This is a genomic window from Chryseobacterium antibioticum, from assembly GCF_012927325.1.
In the GTDB taxonomy this organism is placed as follows: Bacteria; Bacteroidota; Bacteroidia; order Flavobacteriales; family Weeksellaceae; genus Chryseobacterium; species Chryseobacterium antibioticum.
On the sequence record NZ_JABBGI010000007.1, the window covers coordinates 18321 to 36828 of the forward strand.

General features: G+C 38.0%; 12 protein-coding genes. 8 read left to right on the plus strand and 4 right to left on the minus strand.

What is annotated here, in order from left to right:
* Nucleotides 1-109 precede the first annotated feature (109 nt).
* Entirely contained in the window at nucleotides 110-3544 is a 3435-nt protein-coding gene (locus HHL23_RS06735) for a T9SS type A sorting domain-containing protein (protein WP_169234045.1), read from the minus strand.
* A gap of 415 nt (nucleotides 3545-3959) precedes the next feature.
* On the opposite strand from HHL23_RS06735, the gene HHL23_RS06740 reads away from it, so the two are divergent.
* Nucleotides 3960-5177 (plus strand): IS4 family transposase, encoded by a 1218-nt coding sequence (locus HHL23_RS06740; protein ID WP_169234046.1) that lies wholly within the window; start codon nucleotides 3960-3962, stop codon nucleotides 5175-5177.
* Between the two features lie 76 nt (nucleotides 5178-5253).
* Here the strand turns inward: HHL23_RS06740 and HHL23_RS06745 are convergent, their stop codons facing one another.
* A complete protein-coding gene (locus tag HHL23_RS06745; RefSeq protein ID WP_169234047.1) occupies nucleotides 5254-6393 on the minus strand; it encodes an EpsG family protein in 1140 nt (379 codons plus the stop codon).
* A complete protein-coding gene (locus HHL23_RS06750) occupies nucleotides 6390-7400 on the minus strand; it encodes a hypothetical protein (RefSeq protein WP_169234048.1) in 1011 nt (336 codons plus the stop codon). Before HHL23_RS06750 ends, HHL23_RS06745 begins: the two co-directional genes overlap by 4 nt.
* Before the next feature lie 196 nt (nucleotides 7401-7596).
* Here HHL23_RS06750 and HHL23_RS06755 point away from each other — a divergent pair, with 196 nt between their 5' ends.
* The 6 genes from HHL23_RS06755 (at nucleotide 7597) to HHL23_RS06780 (ending at nucleotide 14801) form a co-directional block, all read left to right on the plus strand.
* A complete protein-coding gene (locus HHL23_RS06755) occupies nucleotides 7597-11250 on the plus strand; it encodes an MMPL family transporter (protein ID WP_169234049.1) in 3654 nt (1217 codons plus the stop codon).
* 43 nt (nucleotides 11251-11293) lie between these two features.
* A complete protein-coding gene (locus tag HHL23_RS06760; protein ID WP_169234050.1) occupies nucleotides 11294-12208 on the plus strand; it encodes a dialkylrecorsinol condensing enzyme DarA in 915 nt (304 codons plus the stop codon).
* Nucleotide 12209: 1 nt separating this feature from the next.
* Nucleotides 12210-13349, plus strand: coding sequence for a beta-ketoacyl-ACP synthase III (locus HHL23_RS06765; protein ID WP_169234051.1), 1140 nt, complete (start codon nucleotides 12210-12212; stop codon nucleotides 13347-13349).
* Nucleotides 13349-13780: a hypothetical protein gene (locus HHL23_RS06770; protein ID WP_169234052.1), complete on the plus strand. Its 432-nt coding sequence runs from the start codon at nucleotides 13349-13351 to the stop codon at nucleotides 13778-13780. Before HHL23_RS06765 ends, HHL23_RS06770 begins: the two co-directional genes overlap by 1 nt.
* A gap of 5 nt (nucleotides 13781-13785) precedes the next feature.
* Entirely contained in the window at nucleotides 13786-14229 is a 444-nt protein-coding gene (locus tag HHL23_RS06775) for an ABC transporter permease (protein ID WP_169234053.1), read from the plus strand.
* A gap of 302 nt (nucleotides 14230-14531) precedes the next feature.
* Nucleotides 14532-14801: a hypothetical protein gene (locus tag HHL23_RS06780; RefSeq protein WP_169234054.1), complete on the plus strand. Its 270-nt coding sequence runs from the start codon at nucleotides 14532-14534 to the stop codon at nucleotides 14799-14801.
* 82 nt (nucleotides 14802-14883) lie between these two features.
* On the opposite strand, the gene HHL23_RS06785 is transcribed toward HHL23_RS06780, so the two are convergent.
* Nucleotides 14884-17796, minus strand: a complete 2913-nt coding sequence (locus HHL23_RS06785) for a M16 family metallopeptidase (protein ID WP_169234055.1) — start codon at nucleotides 17794-17796, stop codon at nucleotides 14884-14886.
* 264 nt (nucleotides 17797-18060) lie between these two features.
* Here HHL23_RS06785 and HHL23_RS06790 point away from each other — a divergent pair, with 264 nt between their 5' ends.
* Nucleotides 18061-18465, plus strand: a complete 405-nt coding sequence (locus tag HHL23_RS06790; protein ID WP_169234056.1) for a hypothetical protein — start codon at nucleotides 18061-18063, stop codon at nucleotides 18463-18465.
* Nucleotides 18466-18508 lie beyond the last annotated feature (43 nt).

The window sequence follows — 18508 nt, forward strand, 5'->3', positions numbered from 1 at the left end:
TAGATGATATAGAATTTTTCATCAATGCTGATAGATGCAAAGTATATGGAAGGCATAAAAAAGCAGAACAGGAAACCCTATTCTGCTCTGCTACTGTATTTTTAAAGTTTTACGGTTTGATTATTTTTACCATCTTTTCAGAATTATTAATTCTTACTAAATATATTCCTGAAGGAAGAGCAGATACATCTGTTTTTCCGTTTTCGAACTGGCCAGACCTTACCAACTGACCAGACATATTATAGATCTGATAGTAATAGTCACTTTCTTGTGATGCACTGATATAAAGAACATCCTTTACCGGATTCGGGAATAAAGAGATCTTGTTTTCATTTACTTTTTCCTTTACCTCAGTATTACTCAACACCGCTGCCTGTTTACCGGAAGCCAAGACTGCGACCTGCAGTTTGGAAATAGGACCCGCCTCATTTCCGTCAGTATCATACTTCACCCTCACGCATCGGCAACTCGTCCCGAAGTACGGATCATTATTATCATTAAAGGCAATAAAGCGGTTGGCTGTAGAGGCTGCATCAAATAAAACATTGACTGATCTTCCCAGATAGTTGGCTGCCAGAGCTCCCGTCCAAACCCCAGGGTATTGGAAATTAACGGTATTAAAGGTTCCCTGCGAAGATTGATTCGCAAGAACACTTCTAAAGCCACGTGTTCCTGAATCCGGAAAATTCCCTACCACATATGATGCCCCCACAAACATATAGCCTATGGTAGAAGTTGTGGATGGATTTCTCACTCTAATCCCTGAATAGTCTGTCATGACATTATAAAAAGTGCCTATTTTTTTATCTTTTTTATACCATGGAGACTGTCCAAAATCCTGATTGGAAACCAATGCCACACTTGTAAGATCCGGGATTCTCCAACCTTCCGGGCATGGATCAAAAGGAGATTTCTTTCCCCCTCTACCCCATCGGTCTGCGGCAAGATTCGGCTCATTAGCCAGCCAGTCTGTTCCGTTGGTATAATTGGGTACAGCACTGTTATAGGGAGCGAAAGTACTTGGAATCATATACACCAAAGGATTCTTTACTGAATAGGACAGTACTTTGGCTATTTTATCTGCCGGTCTGTCCGTACTCTGCACATTTGAAACGGCAGCATAGGCATTGTAAGGGATAATATAATTTCCTTGCATATTATTATACATAGCAGCTGTAAGGGTAGTATAAGCCACTGCCCCATTATCTGATGCTGCCCCTAAAAATATATTGAACGTAGCTTTATTATCCGCATTTTGAAAGGTAGGAATTGGGTCTTTTCTTCCCCACTGATAATGCATTCCTGTAGAGGCTCTGATTTTTGCAAGCTCTGCAGTGGTGGGCGTAAGCCCATTCGCAACCATTGGGAAAGCATCTACTGCCCCCAGATTCCTATCCATGAATTCTGTCTGAAGCACAACATCTGCCTTAGTTACATAGTTCACATAGTTCACAGCCTCAGCAACCGGAGCTTCCGTTGTATAATTAAAAGATCCGAGAGAAGAATCTGTGATCCAGATATGCCAGCTCCAGTATACCGGAGAAGAAATACTCCCATTGTGTAATGTTACTACCGCATTCCCGCTCTGGTTCGGATTGATTACAACTGAAATCCTGGATTCGTTGATCCCCTGAAGTGAAGAAGGAGAAGGATTAATGACTGAAATCCTGTTGACCAGAGCCGTATTGGTCGTCCAAAGCACATTTGCCTTTAAATTACTGAAACTAGATGGATTCAGTATTTCCGGGTTATTCAAAAGCAGACTCTGCACTGAGAAAGCTTTACTTACGGGAATTTCTATAGTATACGGCTGGGTATTTTTAACAGCCTGATAGGCATTGGGGTTATTCAACCCCTCTAGGTATTCTGAAACAGAAGGGAGGTATTCAGAAGGAAAATCATAACGATCTACGATATAAAGCGGATCTTTGATACATCGGCAACCATTGGCTTCGGAGGTATACATTCCCGACATTGGCATATAGAAATACCTTCCTTTAATATTGGGATAATTAGGATCCGGAGTATCCGGTTGTCCTTTATCAGGGAGCATAAAAAGCCCTCTGGTGATTACTGCCGGAGATGCATCAAAGTGCCTGGCCATCGTTGCTGTCCACAAAGCAGTATGGTGCTGATCGGTATACTGCCCTACGTGGGCATTCCTGATGAGCTGTCCTGTTCCGGGGAAAATCCCTATATTATTTCCGCCAACATTCGAGAGATCAAAACCAAGGTTGGGATAAACCCGAAATCCCGTCATAAATGTAGGAACACCATTATCTGTAGGTTTTATGATGTGGTATTTGTTTGTTTCAAAAACATTTTTAGACATGTTGGTTCGAACTCCGAAAGGGGAAAAATCTACCCTGATATCATCGATGTAAGATTGAGATGCCAAATTGGCGACAAGCATTGAAGGCATCCTCCACCCGTTCGGACATGGATCGTAGGGAGATTTATCCCTGTAAGGTTGTGCACTACTATCGTTATTATATCCCGTGGTGATCATCCCCTGGGAATTGTCTGACCAAAGATTAAGCTCTGAGAGCCTGCTATCTGGAATTCCGGCATACCGTCCGAACCAATTGACCGGAAGGTTCACGTTGTTGTTATAATATGCCTGCCCGCTGTTGTCGTCTTTATTTACATAGATCAGGCTTAACGGGTTTTTCACAGAAATCCTAATATTATTGGCAACCTCCGCGCTGGCAAGCGGAACCAATTTCGTAAGGTTATCAATACTCACGGCTCCGTTAAAATTTTTCGCGCCTCTGTGTCTTACCCTTCCTATAGAACCTGACACCTCATAGAAATCATTTCCTCTTGTCACCAAAGGCGGAATCGGGTCTTTTCTACCCCATTGATAGAGCAGTCCGCTGTTTCTGTTCCAGTCTGAAGAAGTGACAGATCCGCTCAAAGCCCCCAAATTACGGTCCATCCATTTCCAATCGGAATCAGGAATCGGCTCGACCGTTCCGTCTGATTTCATTCTTGTAATATTGGTAAAGCTTTTATAAGCAGACCCATTGGTAGGATCGTCTGTTACCCAGATATGCCAACTCCAGAAGATTTCTCCGTCGACCCTCAGGGCAACAACGGCATTTCCTTTTTTTGTTTTGTTGATGGGAACTTTTATTTTGGCATCCTGATTAGAGTCCAGCATCTCCAGTGAGTATCCGGGTCCCGATTTAATCAATCCATGGGTATCTTCCCACAATACATCCGCAGTCACTTTCCCTGAAGGGATTCCGCCTGCTTTTATGTATTTATCATCTTTCCACATAACATACCCCTTTTTTACAGGAATCAGAAGACCATCACTACTTTGGCCGGGGTCAAAAATATAGCTGTTGGGGGCTTTTGTCCAGTCTTGGACCGCTTCTACTCTACTATCGGGTCTATGTAATGTATCACCCGTAGATACTACTCTCTCCGTAAATCTGTACGAAGGAGGAATCTCATTTAATTCCCTCCCATTCCTGGAATAGGTACAAATCGACACTAAGCAAAAAATTGCCGCTAAATTTTTAACTAAATTTTTCATATCCTTGAACTTGTGTGCCATTCAAGAAATGCAACTTTTAAGCCCTTCCTAATAATAAGCCAATAATAATATAAATAAAATTTCAATATTTAAATTAAATTACTAATAATATATCATTATTTGATTATTAATACAAAAACGGCACAACTCATTTTATAGCAAGCAAAAGTAAATATTTCAGCTGATATATCCGATGGACAAATTCAGGTTGAATAAATCTTAACAATACACTCTGTATAGAGAAAGGAAACTACAAAAAAGACAGCTTCCGAGCTAGTCATGGTCGGAAGATTTTTCTTCCGACTTTTTTGTCGTAAAAGTGTAAGAGGAATTCATTTAACATATTGATTTTTAGATGTTTAATTTGTATTTTTAATTTTAATTTTGTATATTTATAAGTGATAATCAAGTAGTTATGTCAGTTTTTAAAGATCACAAAATCTCACTTAAGCAAGTCTTAGAATTTATCCCCGAAGCACTTTTAAGCCATCTTTCTGCTAGCTCAAAAGTAGATTACTACAGCAAGGTTCTTCACGGAAGGAAAATGTTTTATCTGCTCCTGTTCTGTATTTTCGACAATGAAAAATTAAGTCAGCGAACTTTGGAGGACACCTTCAACAGCAGCGGTTTTAAGGCATTGTTCGGATTGGGTGAAGAGGAAAAAGTACGAAGAAGCTCTATCTCTGAAAGACTTTCCAAAATCGATTCCAATTATTTTAAAGAGATTTATGAACAGATGTATGGACGATTTTCAAGTCTTTATGACAAATCTGAAATTGAAAAATATAATCTGATCAGAGTAGATAGCACAATCGTTGCAGATACCTGCTGTAAACTCAAAGAAGGAATCGACCAGAAAAGTGGGAAGAAACTGGTGAAATTCAGTTTTTCTTTTGATGGAATTTTACCATCGGCTGTAGAGATTTTTACGGGACAAAAATACTCAGCAGAAGACAATGCGCTTGCTGAGGCTGTTCTGAGCCAGATAAAAAAACAAGAGCACCATGATAATATTTACGTCATAGACAGAGGGTTGCAGTCTACAAGAACGATGAAAGATTTTAAAGAAAAGTCTGTGAAATTTATTATTCGTTCCAAAGAAAACAGAAAATTTGAAGAACTCGAATCTTTTCTTGGTTCTGAGAATGTTCAAAAATGGGAAGACTGGGAAGTCATCAAAGACAGTAAAGTGAATCTCTACACCGGAAAACCAATCCAAAATAAGCGTGGAAACCTGCATTATAGAGAAGAAAAAGTGGAGACTGATTTTCGGCTGGTGGTCATCAGAAACGAAAAAGATAATAAAGAATTTTGGTTTCTGACTAATGAATTTGAACTCTCGTCAAAAGAAATTGCTGAGTATTACCGTAAAAGATGGGATATTGAAGTGTTTTTCAGGTTCCTCAAGCAAGAACTTAATCTAAGTCATTTGGTATCTCTCAATAAAAATGGAATCGAGGTTATGGTTTATATGACTATGATAACCGCAATGCTTTTGCTGATCTATAAAAAAGCAAATAATTTAGGCTACAAAACGGCCAAAAGACGCATTGCTATGGAACTTCGGGATATGATAACTGCTATTCTAATAGTATTTGCAGGAGGTGATCCCGCTAAAGTTTTCAAAACATAAAAAATGGCCGGAATTTCTTCCGACCATGACTAGCTTCCGAGCTGTCTTTTAGATGATATAATCAATAGATAAGTTCTTATGGAAGAATGTGATTTTTATAAAGTTCAATCGTAAATCTTCCAATTTTAATGTTATTAAAGAATCCAAAAACAACAAAGTTGAAAATAAACAGAGCAATGATAAACGCATAAATCATCTTTTTAACCCCTCCAGAAACAACATACATTGCGTTGGGAATGATGATATAGGAAAACCCGATAAACGTTCCCGCCAGCCTGGATGAAAAGATGGGATTGTTTCTGAAAATAAAATAAAAACAGATTCCGATGACTGCATAGTTCCTGTGGTATTCATAATAAGGATAAAGCTCCTTCATTTTGGTATCGAAGACAAATAGGAAGAATGTTAAAATAGCCATCATCGCCTCGGGAATACCAAAACCACCATTCAGCCTTTGTATAGACTCGTCCATATACCCGTTAAAGCCTTCTACCAACATGTTATCCGAAGCCATATTGGTAAGAAAATCTCCAAAAACCCGGTACACTTCAAACGGAGACAGGAAGATGGAAGTAATGATCAGCAAGAGCATTACTGCCTTATTTAATGGCACCCTTGCAACCCAGTACATCGGAAGGAACAGGTAGCATACACTGTGAATCCCCGAACCCAGAAATATAAAGAACAGGTAATGCCAAAACTTCCGCTCTTTAATATACCGTATGGCAAAGTAGACAATGAAAGTCCCCAAATTCTGCCGGATCTGCCCGCTTTCCCCTACAAAAAAGTTAGGAATAAACATAAACAGGGTAAATGTGAAGGGATAAAAAGTATTATCATTCGTATACTCTATTTTGAAAATTATCGCAAAAATGGCTATTACCAGAGTAAGAATATAAAAGGGAGCATTAAAGACATTCAGGAGAATCTTATTGATCAGAGTATACAACCACTCCACATCCAAATGCTCAGGACCTTCCAAATGCAGCATCTTCATGAATATACTGTAATAGCTCTTTGTATCTGAGTAAATATAAAGTCCTTTATAACTTCCGTAATCCGGTCCTACATTATCCCGGAAACCAACCAGTATAATGAGATAGATTCCTAAAAACCAAAACCATTTTTTTTCTACCTTACGCCCAAAAACTTCCTGAACACTAAAGAATAGTATATAGGCAATGGCCACTAAAAAATATGGATGTAGTAAACTCATGCTGATTCTAGGGGGTTTTTAAACTTGTGATATACTATGATCATTCCTGTAAGGATCAGTGGCAGGAAAAGCCTGACTTCCCAAAAAAGCCCTACCAGAGTGATCATAAGAAGATATGGTGCCGAAAAGAAGAGATATCTTTGAAAAACGGCTCTGTTTTCTTTGCCACTACATAGCTTATAGATGAAATAGAGCACAATAACGGCAAAAATAAGTCCGGCAAGATTAAAAGGACTTGTAAAATTCCTGTCGATATAAAACCCTTCCACAAAAGTTGTCTGCTCCTGCTTAAGGATGATTCTGAGACCAAGATAAGGTACAAGAAAGGCTATAACCAAAGGAATAATTTTCCAGATGGCTTTATAGTTTCCTTCCTTCAAATCTTTTATTCTAAAAAAAACCGCTGCAAAAAAAGCAATATTAAGACAGGCCGTCTCTCTTACAAACGTAGACAATATGGTAAAACCGATCAGAAGCCCGAAAAATATATTGTTCTCTGTATCAAGATATTTTAAAATCAGAAAAACACCTGTCAGGTAGCAGCACAAAGCAATGGTATCACAGTTGGTAGGCGCATACTGTGTAATGACAATAAAGAAAACCGACAAAAGGTGAATAATTCTCCTTGTATTGGTATTCTGAAGAAAGTCTACCGATTTCAGTTTAAATATCGTATTCAAAACAATAGAACATAAAACAAAAAACACACTGTTCATCAGAAAAAGTCCGTGATAAAAGGGAGTTCCATTTTTCGAAAGGAAATTTTTAAAAAAAGAAAGAGGTCCATCGATCAGACTGTACATGAGGTCTGTCATGTGTACACTCATAAAATTCGGAATTACCCTATAGGCATATACCGAAGAGAATAGAAAATCTGGTGTTTTTTCCGATGTCTTCAATCTGGTATAGGAAGATTCAAATCCGTAATAGGACATGGCAAATAGCAGAAGCGGAAGTACTATTACAAATAGAAATCCGTTTATTTTTTCATCATTTTTTTTCAACATATCTAAAAACAGATTCTTATTTATTTAATAATAATATTAGTTTAAAATATATTTTTTGAGAGGGAACTTTTGCAAAAGTAGATTATTTTTTTATTCTGCCTAGAATATTTTGTTGATTTTCAGACAAAACTTATAGCCGAAATGTTTTGAACTAAAACTGAAAAAATTAAATTTGCAGACTTGATCTCACAATGTAATGCATCGTTTTTTTATATTTTTATATTATCTGATTTCTAAAAACAGAATTTTTTCTGCCATTATTGCTTTGGGGATAGCTGGAATATGCGGTTTTTTTGCTTCAAAAATTAATTTTGAGGAGGATATTAATCAGATCATCCCTAAAAATGAAAAATCTGATCTTACGGCAAAAGTTCTTAAGCAACTGAATTTTTCGGATAAGATTATTGTGATCATAGAGAACAAATCCCACGAAGATAGTTTTCAGCTTTCTGAAACCGCTGATACTTTTCTACAGAAAATTGAACCTTTGAAGAATTACATTGGTTCTGTTCAGGGAAAGGTAAACGACAATGAGATCTCGGAAACCTTTGATTTTGTAAGCCAAAACCTGCCACTTTTCCTTGATGAAAATGATTATAAGGAAATTGAACAGAAACTTCAGAAAGACAGCATTTCAAAACAAATAGAGAACAATTATGTATCTCTGGTTTCGCCAACGAGTCTTGTGATGAAAGATTTCATCAAAAAAGATCCTCTGGGAATTACTTATTTAGGAATCAAGAAATTAAATGCTTTAAACATAAGCAAAGACTTCAAACTTGAAGATAGCTATATCGTCACAAAAGACGGAAAAAACCTCCTTCTTTTCATTGACCCTAAAAATAAGAGCAACGATACTAAGAGCAACGAAGCTTTTATCAACCAGCTCAATCAAATTAAAGATCATATCAATAAAGAGTTCAAAGAAAAAACGGAGCTCAGCTATTTCGGTTCGCCGGTTATCGCTGTAGCCAATGCACAACAGATCAAAAAGGACATCCAGAATACGGTAATGATCTCCATGACGGTACTGCTGATCCTGCTGATTTATTATTTCAGGAACTTTTTCACACCTATTATTGTATTCCTTCCAACTGTTTTTTCAGTTTTACTGGCCCTGCTGATTCTTTATTTTATCAAAGACAAAATCTCAGCTATTTCCTTAAGTGTGGGTGCTATTCTTATTGGGATCACAATAGATTATGCACTCCATATTCTTACGCATTACAAGCATAACAATAATATAGAAGAGCTTTATAAGGAGATCACTCAACCCATCATATTGAGCAGTGCTACGACTGCCGTGTCTTTTCTATGTCTGGTATTTGTCCGCTCCGAAGCATTGAAGGATCTCGGCCTTTTTGCCGCCATTACTGTTATTTTATCGTCCATTACCGCGCTAATCATTGTTCCCCAGCTTTATAAACCAAAGCAGAAAGAAGGCCATCACAGCACCAATTTTATTGATAAGATAGGTTCTTATCCGTATGAGAAAAACAAACCTCTGATCATTGGCTGTTCAGTACTCATCATTGCCTGTCTGTTTGGTTTCAGACACGTGGGTTTCAATGAGGATATCGGGGCACTCAATTTTATTCCGAAAGAATTAAAAATAAGCGAGGCCAAACTGCAGAAGCTTTCTGATATTACGTCAAAATCTATTTACACCATTTCTTACGGGAATTCGGAGGAACAAGCACTGACAAGAAACTCCCGTCTGAGTAGTTTCCTGGAGAAGGAAAAAAAAGAAGGGAAGATCCTTAGCTACAGTTCACTCGGAAATGTTGTCCTTTCTGAAAAAGATCAGAAACGCAGGATCGCAGTATGGAATACATTCTGGAGTGCTGATAAAAAAAGCAGAACTGTTTCAGAACTGGTGAACAGCGGAACTCAATTTGGATTCAACAGCAGTGCTTTTGACAGCTTTAATACTATTTTAAGTAAGAATTACACAACATTAAGCCTTAAGGACTACGAGAAGGTAAAAGCATTACAAATCTCTGAGTTTCTTAGCAATGAAAACGGTTTCTATACGGTTTCCAATGTGGTAAAAATAGATGAAAAGAAAAGAGACGCCTTCATAAAAGACGTTGAAAAAAATCACGATGCCCTGGCTATCGACCGTCAGCAGATGAACGAAAACTTCCTGGGGTTGCTGAAAAGAGATTTCAGTACACTGATTAATTATTCCCTTTTAGCTATCGTCCTGACGATCATTGTTTTCTTCAGGAATTTTGAACTTACAGTTCTTACGATGTTTCCTATTGTATTAACCGGAGTTGTAACGGCGGGTATCCTGTATTTCCTGAGACTGGAATTAAATATTTTCAGTACCGTAGTTTGTACACTGGTTTTTGGTGTAGGAGATGATTTCAGTATTTTCCTGACGAAAGCTATGCAGAAGGAACACACAACAGGGAAAAACGAGCTTCCTACCTACAGAACATCTATTATTCTGGCCGTTTTCACCACAATATTGTCTATCGGTTCTTTGATTTTTGCAAAACATCCGGCTTTACATTCACTGGCACTGGTTGCTTTGATCGGAATGTTCTCTGTGATCATCATCACCTCAACATTGTACCCGTTCTGGTTTAGATTGCTAATAACGAACAGAGCAAAGAAGGGACTTTCTCCCATCACTTTCAGACTGTTTTTAAGATGCATCATTTCATTCTTTTACTACGGATTGGGAGGATTGATTTTTTCACTGATCGGAAGTATCTTTATCAAGAGATCAAAAGGGAAAACTTTAGATATCATTAAATTAATTTTAGCTAAATTCTTAACATCCGTGCTGCACCTCAGTCCTTTTGTAAGAAAAAGAGTCATAAAAAACCCTTCGGAAGATTTCAGTAAACCGGCCGTGATCATCGCCAACCACACTTCTTTTCTGGACACGCTGGCTATTGCTATGGCTACGCATAAAATCATTTATCTGGTGAATGACTGGGTCTACGAATCGCCAGTTTTTGGAAAATTGGTAAAAGCGCTCGGCTTTTATCCTGTTTCGCAGGGAATCGAGAACGGCATGGAAAAACTGAAAGAAAAAATTGATCAGGGATATTCTCTGGTTGTTTTCCCGGAAGCGGAACGTTCTTATACCAACGATGTGAAAAGGTTCCACAAAGGAGCATTCTACCTGGCTGAACAGTTTGAACTGGACATCCTTCCCTTATATATTCACGGGAATTCTGAAGTACTGCCGAAAGGAGACTTCATCATCTACGACGGAAGCATCACGGTAAAAGTAGGTGAAAGAATCAGTAAAGATGATCTGAGTTTTGGAAAAAACTATTCTGAAAGGACGAAAAAGATCAACGCTTATTTCAGAGAAAAGTTTGCGGAATTGAGAAACGAACTGGAGGATGAAAATTATTTCAGGAAAAAATTATTCTTTAGTTATTTATTCAAGGACAGTGAAGTGGTCAAAGAAGTTAAAGATGATTTTAATGCCAACAAATCCGTTTATTTTGAATTAAACAAACATATTCCAAGGGATGCCTCTATTCTGCATATGGCAAGTGATTTCGGACAGAAAGACGTATTGCTGACCCTTTATCAGGCGGAAAGAAGGATTTTTTCACTCATTAAGAATGAGGACAGAAGACAGACGGCTATGCAAACTTATCTGGTTAAAAGAAGAAAGCTTCATTACATTAAAGACCTTGCAAAAATTAATAAGCCAATCGATATCCTTTTAGTTTCAGATAAGAGTTTCGACATCCATACGTTAAAGGAATTACCCGAAACTATAATTTTCCTGAATACCACACATTCAGCACCGGGCCATTCAGATTACTATGAAGAATTTAATTCAAAGGGAATAAAAATATTCAAAAAACACTAAATAAATATGAAAAGCATATTTTTGTAACCGCTAAAGAATATTAATGAAAAAAAACATACTCGTTATCTACTATTCACAGACCGGCCAACTGGAAGATATTGTGAAGAATGTGGCTCAACCTTTTGAAGCCAAAAAGGATGAATATGACGTTATCTATTATAATATTCAGCTGAAGGAAGAATTTCCTTTCCCGTGGCCGGGTGATGTGTTCTTCAATACTTTTCCTGAATCTTATCTTCAGATCCCGAAAGAGATCTTTCCTCCTTCTGAAGAGATTCTGAGCAAAAAGTACGACCTCATCTTATTCGGATATCAGGTTTGGTATCTTACGCCTTCTATTCCTGTCATCTCTTTTTTAAAGAGTGGTTTTGCGGAAAGAATACTGAAAGACACAGATGTGGTGACCATCTCAGGAACCAGAAATATGTGGATGCTTTCTCAGGAAAAACTTAAGGTATATTTAAAAGATCTCGGGGCAAAACTGGTAGGAAATATCGCTTTAGTAGACAGACATGACAATTATACAAGTGTACTGACAATCTTACGCTGGCTGACTACAGGACAAAAGGAAAAATCAGGAATGCTTCCCGCCGCCGGGGTTTCGGATGAAGAAATTTCGGGCTCTGTGAAGTACGGAAACATTATAGAAAAGCATTTCAGTAGCGGAAACTTATCTGGTCTTCAGCCTGAACTGGTACAGAACGGAGCCGTAGAGATCCGTCCTTTTTTGGTAAGGGTAGAAAAAGTAGGAAACAAGATCTTCACAATATGGTCCAATCTCATTATCAAGAAAAAAGAGAAACGTCCATTGCTGATAAAATTCTTTAAGGTATATTTGATGGCTGCGATATGGATTATCTCACCTGTCGTCTTAGTTTTACACTTACTGACAACCCCTATATTTTGGTATAAAAGACAAAAACAAAAAACATATTTACAAGGAATTAATTTAAAATAGAATGTACGACGTATTTATAACAAAAGCATCAACATATTTACCTAATAACCCGGTATCAAATGATGAAATGGAGACTTATCTTGGTCTGATAAATGACGCTCCTTCTAAAGCAAAATCATTGATTTTAAGAAATAACAAGATCACGACAAGATACTATGCTTTGGACAAAGAAGGAAATCCTACTCACACCAATGCACAACTGACCGCAAAAGCGGTAGAAGGACTATTCGATGAAAACTTCAAAAAGGAAGATATGAAACTGTTGTCTGTAGGAACTACTTCTCCGGATCAGATGCAGCCTTCACACGCTTCTATGGTTCATGGCGAACTGAATATCGGTAAATCTATTGAAATTAATACCGCTACAGGTCTCTGCAACTCCGGAATGAATGCCCTGAACTACGGATTCCTTTCCGTAAAGGCTGGTGTACATGACAACGCTATTTGTGCGGGATCGGAGAGAATGTCTGCATGGATGACGGCAGATAAATTCAACCATGAAGCTGAAAACTTAAAAGCATTGGAAGAAAGACCTATCGTTGCCTTCAAGAGAGAATTCCTGAGATGGATGCTTTCTGACGGTGCAGGTTCGTTCCTTCTTCAAAATAAGCCAAGAGAAAATGGAATTTCTTTAAAAATAGATTTCATCGATTTTTATTCTTACGCTCACGAGATCGAAGCATGTATGTATGCAGGATGCGACAAGCTGGAAGACGGAAGTCTGAAATCATGGGCAGATTATCCTTCTGATGAATGGCTGAAAGAGTCTATTTTTGCGATAAAACAGGACACTAAAATTCTGGACAAATACATCCTCGTAAAAGGTGCTGAAAGCTTAAGATCCTCTTTTGACAAACATAATCTGGATCCTGAAAAGATAGACCATGTTCTTGCTCATATTTCTTCCGGCTACTTTAAAGATGGCTTAAGAGAAGAATTTGCTAAAAAAGGAATGGATTTCCCTGCAGAGAAATGGTTCTATAACCTTTCTGAGGTAGGAAACATCGGTGCCGGTTCTATTTTCATCGCATTGGAAGAATTAATGAATTCAGGAACGCTGAAAAAAGGAGAAAAAGTATTGCTGTGTGTTCCAGAGAGTGGAAGATTTGCCTACTCTTGTGCCTTATTAACGGTTTGCTAATGGAGCACAAACTACCGACATCCGACAAAGATTTTGTAGGAAGCCTTATTCCACAGCGTTCTCCATTTGTCATGGTTCATGAACTGATGGAATACACTGATGAACATCTTGTGTCCGGATTTGAAATTAAAGAAGACAACATTTTTATTCAGGACGGAACTTTTCAGGCTTCGGGACTCATTGAGCACCAGGCACAGAGTGTCGCCTTACATACAGGATATAAGTACTATCTTTTAGGAAAAGATGCTCCTACAGGATATATAGGTGCTATTAAATCTTTTGAGGCAGAAACGCTTCCAAAAACAGGAGACCTTCTGATATCAGAAGTAACGATTCTGAATGAAGTAATGGGGGTAACACTGGTAGACATCGTGACTAAACTGAATGATGTGATCATTGCAAAATCCCAAATGAAAACTGCTGTAAAATAAATGTAATGGAAATCAAGGAAGACCACCTCATCAATATACACAACTTTCTGCCGCACCGCGAACCGATGCTGATGGCAGATTATATCCTGGAATTGACCAAAGAAAAAGTTGTGACTTCCTTTGAAATAAAGGGCGATAATATCTTTGTCCACAATGGTGAATTTGCAGAAGCAGGCCTGATCGAAAATCTGGCTCAAACCTGTTCATCTATTCACGGACAGAGCTTCTTTGAAAACCCTGAAGCAGATACCAAAGTAATAGGCTTTATTACCAACATCAAAAAGATTGAATTATTTGGCCTTCCAAAGACAGGCGATAAGATCATTTCAAAAGCCTCATTGATCTCTCAATATGAAAACATCTGTCATATCTTTTGTGAGACGTTCAATAATGATGAATTGCTAATCAGAGCAGAGATCAATCTGTTTATTCAGGAAGTGAAACCATAAAAATCATTTATTTAAAATAATAAGCCAACCCCAATAAAGGTTGGTTTTTTGTTTATATATGCTGGTGGTGGTGGGAAGCTGGAGGCCGGGAGAGGGAAGTTTCTCGAGGTGAAAAAAATTGCAACAGTACGGTTTTATTGTCCTTTTAAAACTGCTTCATCAAATGGGTATTATAAACTGGCAGATATTGAAAGCCCCCATCTTCCTACTTCCATCCAATTTTTTATTCCAAATTCAGGTTAAGTGTGATCCCAAATATTTTATCCCCTCTATTTTTCTATATATTTGATGAAAATAAAATAATGAGTGTAAAAGTAAGGTTCTATTCAGATCATGTTGAATTCGAGTTTGAAAATTCTGTTGAGTTTCCGGTAGCTCCGCAAATTGGGGATGAAGTGAATCTTCTTTCATTTTTTAAATACCAGACTTCCGAGAGAATAGAATATTACAGCAATATGGAAGATCTTGATCTGTATAATGATGCTCTCGTTTCACAACGTACCTGGTGCAATGATCTTGAGAAGAAAGAGGTCTATTTGCTGGTTAAGCTGAATTACAGACAAAGGAAATAAAGAATTCCCTTTCAAAATTAAATGTAGAAAACAAAAAAGCGGAGCATGACTGCTCCGCTTAAAAGTTTGGTATCGTAAAAGTTTAGTACCCGAAGATCTCTTCAAGAGACACCTCCTGGAACGTTCCCATTTTATTGATGGATTCCATATTCAGATTTTCTTTTTTACCGATGATCGCCGTGTTATATTTCACAGGCTTAACCTCAGTATCGTAGAAACTGGTAAGTTGCGGCAACGTCAATCCCTGAATTTCAGAATAAATATCTTTTCTGATATCATAATCAACACCCAGCTTTTTCAATGCCAGCTGATTAAAGAAAATATTCGTTCTATTAATTCTGTTGGAAGCGATCTGCTTCAGTGCAGAACCTCTTGAGTTCTCAAACTGTGCAGGAATCTGAGGAAGAGAAGCCATAAGATCATTCATCGCATTCACTGCTAAAGGAAGCTTATTAGCCTGAGTTCCGATATAGTTCGTGATATAATTCGCATGTTCTTTTTCTGCAGCATTCACGTAAGAAACATAAGCAGAATAAGCCAGTGACTTACTTTCTCTGATCTCCTGGAATACGATAGAAGACAATCCTCTTCCAAAATACTCGTTGAAAACATTCGCTTTTCCGAAGTTGCCTAAATTCACCTCACTTCCTTTGGCTACCTTAGACATTTCCATCTGAACCATGTCATAGTTCGTGAAGTATACTTTTCCTTCTGCTGAAGGCTCCTGATATTCTTTAGCTTTTGCCGGCTGAAGACTCGCTGTCGCAATATAAGGCTTAACCGCTTTCTCTAACCCTGACTGATCCTGTCCGTAAAGCAATATTTCATACGGAGACTGGTTCAATGCTTTGATCTTCTTAGTAAGTTCTGCAACATCGATGCTTTCAAGACGTTCCTTAGAAACCACATCCGCCATTCTGGAATTCTTGCCATATTTAGCATAATTCGTAAGAGCGTTCATGATTCTTGTCTTATCTTTTTTAGCAGCATCTCTCGACTCTAAGATCGTTTTCACTGTTTTACTATAAGTATCTTTATCTGCTTTTACATTTGTCAGCCAATGGTTCATCAACTCTGCCCCTTTCTTCATATTGGCTTCAAGACCGCTTAATGTAATAAAGATCTGGTCGTTAGATGTTCTGAAGCTGTAAGTGATTCCCAGTTTATAGAATTCCCCTTTAAGTTGCTCAGGAGTATATTTATCCGTTCCAAGGTATTCGAAAAGCGTTACCGCGATTGAAAGCTCCTTATCATTATCCGTTCCGAAAGGGAAAATATAACTGATCTGAGCCACGTCATTATACTTGTTCTTTACAAAACTTACCTTCTTATCTTTAATCTGAGAAGTCTGGATCGCAGCTTTATAATCAATAAATTCAGGCTTGATTTCAGATACTTTGGTTCCTAAAATATCTTTAAGGAAAGGCGATTGAGCATCTCTGTTCAGTTTGATTGGTGTAATTCCGGGATTCTGTACACGAACCAATTTATCATTCACTCCTTTTTCTTTGTAGACTACCACATAGTTGTCTTTGAAAAATTCATTCGCAAACTTAACAACATCTGCCTTCGTGATTTTTTCATATTGATTGATATCATCAAGCTCCTGCTCCCAGCTTATCCCATTGATATAAATGCTGTAAAGATTAGTTGCCAGCCCGTCTGCCGTCTCCCAGGTCTTCATACGCTGTACTTTCTTATCATTCACAATGGCTTTCAGCATCCAATCCGGGAACTGTCCTTTCTTCACTAAATCCAGCTGGTCTAATAACAGCTTTTTGGCATCATCAAAACTCTGTCCGTCTTTCGGAGTCACAGACATCGTAAAGGCACCATAGGTTTTAAAAGCAGATTCGTAAGCTCCTGCACTTAATACCTTCTGTGTCTGATTCATATTAAGATCTATCAGACCTGCATCACCGCTGTTACTTAAAATTTCGGCAACAACATCCGCCAGTCTTGCATTCTGAGTTCCATTGGAATCTGATCTCCAGGCCATGGTCATTCTCTGTGTGCTAGGGCTTTTCACGGTTCTTGTTACAATGCTTTCCATCGGCTGTTCAGACACCATCTTTTTCATTGGCAGCTCCTTGTATTTGAAAGATCCAAAATACTGATCTACCATTTTAATGGTTTTATCAAAATCCAAGTCTCCTACCAAAACAACAGCCATATTATTCGGCACATAATACGTATCAAAATATTTATGGATAGCAACCATTGAAGGGCTCTTCAAATGCTCTGAAGTTCCGATCGTTGTCTGCTGTCCGTTTGGATGTTTTGGGAAAAGCGCTTCCATCATCGCATAATTCACGAGACGGCCGTCATTATCCTGAGCTCTGTTATATTCTTCATACACCGCTTCCAGTTCTGTGTGGAAAAGACGTAATACCAGTTCAGAAAAACGCTCTTTTTCTACTTTCAGCCATTTTTCCAGCTCGTTAGCAGGAATATTGTTTTTATAAACGGTTTCGTCTAGCCATGTATGAGCATTCGTCCCTGTTGCTCCCAGTGATGAAATAGCCTTGTCATATTCATTGGCAATAGCATATTTCGAAGCCTCCTGAGAAACTTCATCTATTTTCTTATAGAGTAATTTTTTCTTTTCAGGATCCTTTTCAGCTTTGTGCTGCTCATAAAGGTCAGAGATCTGCTGTAGCAATGCTTTCTCCTTGGCCCAGTCCTGAGTTCCCAAATGAGAAGTCCCTTTGAAAACCATATGTTCCAGGTAATGCGCCAAACCAGTATTGTCACTTGGATCATTATTGGATCCTGTTCTTACCGGAATATAGGTCTGAATTCTCGGAGCATCGTCATTTTTCGCCAGATACACTTTCAATCCGTTTTTCAGAGTATAAACCCTTACTCCTGCTTGATCATTTTTTACGGTTTCATAAGTATACCCTTGGCTGTCCGTCACCTTCTGAGTATCAAACTTCTGTGCCATTGCATGCAACATGCAGAAAAGCGATACAGAAATAAAAAATTTCTTCATAAGTCTTATTTATTTTAATCCAAATTTCTTAGAGCTCTATTAGTCTACATTTATAACACACTTGTTACAGCAAATCCATTACAAATGCACGATTAAAATTTTCGGCTCAAAAATTGAATTTATCCTTTAAAAATGCAGATCCCGGTCATTGCTGTTTAATATGATTTACATATAATGTATTTTCACTATTTTAGCCAACTCATTAAAAAGAATTAAAAAGGTGAACCGTTTTTCATCTTAAAGTAAAAGAATAATACTGTTTACATGAAAAAACAAGACCTGCCTCAGGACGAAAGCAATCTGAAGTCAGCAAACATGACCGAAGTCTTATATGTGACGGACGAAAACGACAATTATACGACAGCCAACAGCATCGGCTGGGAAGCTAAAAAAGCAGCCCTGGAAGAATCTCTGGAGCTTATTCATGAAAGAATTGAAGAAGCCAGACAGGATGTTGCCAATAACACAGTAAGTCCCATTATTTATTTCATGGAACTTAATAAAATGGATTTGGGTGTTTTATCTTCCTATGTCGGAATGTGGCAATGGAGAGTGAAAAGACACACCAACCCAAAAGTATTCAAAACACTAAGCGAAACCGTACTGAAAAAATATGCCGACGCATTCGGAATTTCAGTGGATGAACTAAAGAACTTTGACGGAAAATAATACGGAAATGAAGCATACTTATATGTGTAATTTCATTTCGCCA